Source organism: Mesotoga infera (genome assembly GCA_011045915.1).
GTDB lineage: Bacteria > Thermotogota > Thermotogae > Petrotogales > Kosmotogaceae > Mesotoga > Mesotoga infera_D.
Genome location: DSBT01000254.1, coordinates 1 through 3,654, shown reverse-complemented (window position 1 = coordinate 3,654; position 3,654 = coordinate 1). Strand labels below are relative to the sequence as shown.

The following is a 3,654-nucleotide window of genomic DNA, read 5'->3' as shown; positions in this document are numbered from 1 at the left end:
GAAGGTGGCATCACTTCCGCCGATGTTTTTCGGAGCACCACTTCCCCGGATTCTTCGGGCCAACTTCCCGAGAGGTTCTCTCTGAAGATTGAGGATCTTTAGGCGTCCTACATTCATTTGTCCTATACTAAGGCAGAATTCTAGAGACTAATACTCGTTGGATCTCGAGATCAACCATTTACCAGCCACTTTCTGCACTTTCCATCCATACATAAGTCCTGTAGTCGACCGGACCAGATGTCCATGAGATAATCGCGTCAAATTCCACCGTTGCTTCGGTCGCTCCTTCTCCTAAATCAACTTCAACATCACTGTTTCTGTTGAAGTAGGTGACATTCCTTCCTTCAAATCTACTTGAATAGGCATCGACAATCTGCGAATAGGACTTCACCGCTGTGTTTATGAGAGCCGGGTTAGTGTATAACCCTGCAAGACCAACTGCATCTTCCGCTTCCCAGTATTTCTCAAAATCCTTAACGAGCCCACTGATTTTGATCACCGGATCAATGATGAAACACCCAGAAAGAAGCATAAGCAGAAGAGCTATAAGAGAAATGGACAGAATAATACGTTTCATTATCTCGCCTCTATTTTAGTCGCAGATCCCCAGCAAATATGGGAGACATGATCGATCCTTCAAAGTTTACTATATACAAAGTGATTCTAGCATCGATCACGCTGAAAACTGTTGAGATGGAACACCTCTGGATCAAGGTCAGCTTTGTCTTAGAAGAATAATTAGCCGGCCGGATTCGACACCTGTCCAGTTGATCAACTATTATGTAACTTCTCCATCCAGATTCGTCAGGCAATTGCGCTAAACTGATGTAAGATGTAGTTGGAGGTGGGATTGTGAAAAAGCGATTGCTATTGCTTGCGGCTCTTGTTTTCGTGATTGGTTTGACATTCGGAGCGGGTGATAGAAAAACCCTTGTTGTAGACATAAATGGCGGGCAGTACAATAGCATACAGTCGGCAATTGATGATGCTAGCTCTGGAGACACTGTGGAAGTCCTTCCTGGAACTTACAAAGAGAGCCTGTCAATTAGCAAGGATATTATTCTGAAGGGAGTTTCAAGAGATGAAGTAATAATCGTGCCCGAAGAAGATAACCTGGCAATCTTCGTAAGGGGCGTCGCCGATTTCTCGATCGAGAGTATTACGGTCATGTCTTCGAGCTTGGCAATAAACGTTTCGAGATCCTCAGGCCAGATTGTAGATACTTTCGTCGCAGGCGGACGTTTCGGAATTTCGTTCAGTGGTACTGGAATGACCCTTAAGATAATTGACTCGTATGTTACATGCTTTCAAGGATTAGGGAACGAAGATCATCTAGAAACGAGGCTGGCAGGAATATACGCGTACGGTAATGCAACTTTGATTGCTGAGAATTCTGTGTTTGAAAGAAACGGTGTTGGAATAAGCCTTACTAACGATCTCAAATACAGAATCGAGAACTGTAAATTCCGGCAAAACAGTATAGGAGTGTCACTGGGAGGCAATGCGACGGGTTCTCTAATAGGAAACATAGTAACTGAAAATGTAGAGAACGGAATACTCATTAACTCCTCATCCACTACAACGATAGAGAACAACCTTTTCTTCGGCAATGTCTGGCATGGACTGGATCTTTATCTCAACCGCTGTACCGAGTGTGAATGCGGAGGCGACGAGTTCACTGGAACAGTAGTCGGATCTGGCAACATATTCGAATCTGAGGATGAGATTTGTCCGCTCGATTTCTGGGAAAACAGCTTCTACAGCTTTGACAAGGAGCTGGGAAAAGACTAGGCTAAATATTCCTATAAGGAAGCCTTTGATATCCTTATTACCTGCTTGAGTAGCGATGATCGTCAAGTTTTTTGAGTAACTCTTTTCTTTTGTCGGAATATTTTGGGATTTGGAAGTCAGCAGCCATTCTGTTCTCAGCGACCACTTGCTCTTCATAAGTACTGTTTGGCAGACAACTGTCTTCTAATTCTCGAAATTTGTAATGCAGTTTCCTTTCATTCCTCAAATCACACTCTGCAAGAAGGCCATGGTATACTAATGTTTGTGATAGCAGAATGCGGAAAACCGACTGGAGCAATGTATATAAAATAGTGGCGATCGCTATATAGGCTTAGCGATCGCTTTGGTTATAATGGTATTCGCTCTTATTAATCTTACGAAAGCAAATGTTTCTTCAGAGGCCTTTAGTGACACCCTCATTGAGTCATATGGCACTGAATCCAATCAATGAGAAAGAAATCACATCCCTCCAATCACATGACAAAGGCAGAATGCGGGACCAATGCAGCTAAAACAGGTGGATTTTATGCAAGATACAGGATATCGGTTGAGCCCGCTAGATCACTCATTTCTGAGAGGGAGCCTTCTCAATGACTGAAGACCAATTATCAGTCTCGCCTAATACAATCATCCCGGGATCTATTTGATTCTGGATCCGGTTTTGATCTTCTTTTTCTTCTTCTTTATTTTTCGGAATATGCGGAGATCGGCAAACCGTTGACGGAGAACCATATTGGCTTCCCCACGAAGCGGAACTTGCCACACTAAGTGCGACAGTTCCAATGTACTGCATCATTTATTTTTTTCGGTTGTTCTTGCCACTGCCTGCAGTGAATGGCCTCAGTGAGTTATTCTTAATTGCTTCCCCGCGAAGCAGGCCTTGCGTCCCACCGAAGGTGGCATCACTTCCTCGCGCCAGCGAGCCTCGCCTTCTCGTGAGCGCAGCGAACGTCTCGACAATGCTCTTTCTCAATTGATCTTTTCGGTGAAACGGATCCTCGTCCTCGGTGCCACTCGGAGAACGGTGGCCGGCTAACGTATCTTTCTCTTGCCAGCGTATAGCCTTCAGAGGTACTTAGGTGCCAGATAGTTGTGCCTATTCGGGTTTCTTTAGTGGCATTACTATTTTTGTCAGATGCTGCTCCTCAGGAAAATCCGGCCCATTGTAATAGTATTCATATACGGTCCCGGTAGGAACATACCCATTCTTGCTAATCCACTCGGCCATTTCGCTGTACACCGTCTCCATCTGGCTATATGGACCCATGTAGACAGTAAAGACGCTCAACCCCTCGGGAATGCAGCTCTGAATGATGTCACCTTTTCCGGGCAGATCGGATGAAACTGGGAAGCCTATCTCAACATCGAGATTTTGCATATCCATGTTGTGATATGCAACAAATGGGATATCTGCGGGAGATTCTCCCATCTCGTTCAAGTAAGCGCCAATCTCTCCATAGCACTTTCCAATGAGAGAAGGTAGATTCTGAACGCTTGTCTTGGTGCGGACAACCAGAGTGAGACTGGCGCTTCGCTTCAATAATTCAATAGCTGTTAGCCTCGGCATAGTTACCCCCTTCAATTCTTTCAGTTATTTGTATCCAGTCTTAGCAGCTCCTGGCAGATAGGATCAAATCATCCGCGAGAAACCAAATTAATGATAATACATTTTACTGAAATATCTATAATCCGTAGGCGTTTGGCCTGAAGGCGTTTGGCCTGACCAGAATCAAACAGCGCCGGTCCTCAGGACTGGACCTGTCATTACTCTCCAGCAGAAAGCCATGTGTGATCCGAGTCAACGGGATAACCATTGATCAATGCAATCGCGCCAATGGACATTTCCTCGCCGGACCCAAGCGT

Annotated in this window: 2 protein-coding genes and 1 pseudogene; 1 reads left to right on the top strand and 2 read right to left on the bottom strand. The window is 44.9% G+C overall.

Features of this window, described 5'->3' with window-relative positions; genetic code table 11:
* Positions 1-147: 147 nt before the first annotated feature.
* A pseudogene (locus tag ENN47_08660) lies at positions 148-577 on the bottom strand (hypothetical protein).
* A 272-nt stretch (positions 578-849) separates the two neighbouring features.
* On the opposite strand from ENN47_08660, the gene ENN47_08655 reads away from it, so the two are divergent.
* Positions 850-1,791, top strand: a complete 942-nt coding sequence (locus tag ENN47_08655; GenBank protein ID HDP78236.1) for a hypothetical protein — start codon at positions 850-852, stop codon at positions 1,789-1,791.
* Between the two features lie 1,096 nt (positions 1,792-2,887).
* On the opposite strand, the gene ENN47_08650 is transcribed toward ENN47_08655, so the two are convergent.
* On the bottom strand, positions 2,888-3,358 hold the full coding sequence (locus tag ENN47_08650; protein ID HDP78235.1) for an AraC family transcriptional regulator: 471 nt from the start codon (positions 3,356-3,358) through the stop codon (positions 2,888-2,890).
* Between the last annotated feature and the right edge of the window lie 296 nt (positions 3,359-3,654).

Coding starts and splice junctions, on each gene's coding strand:
- ENN47_08650 (HDP78235.1), bottom strand. CDS start 3,358: ATGCCGAGGCTAACAGCTATTGAATTATTGAAGCGAAGCGCCAGTCTC.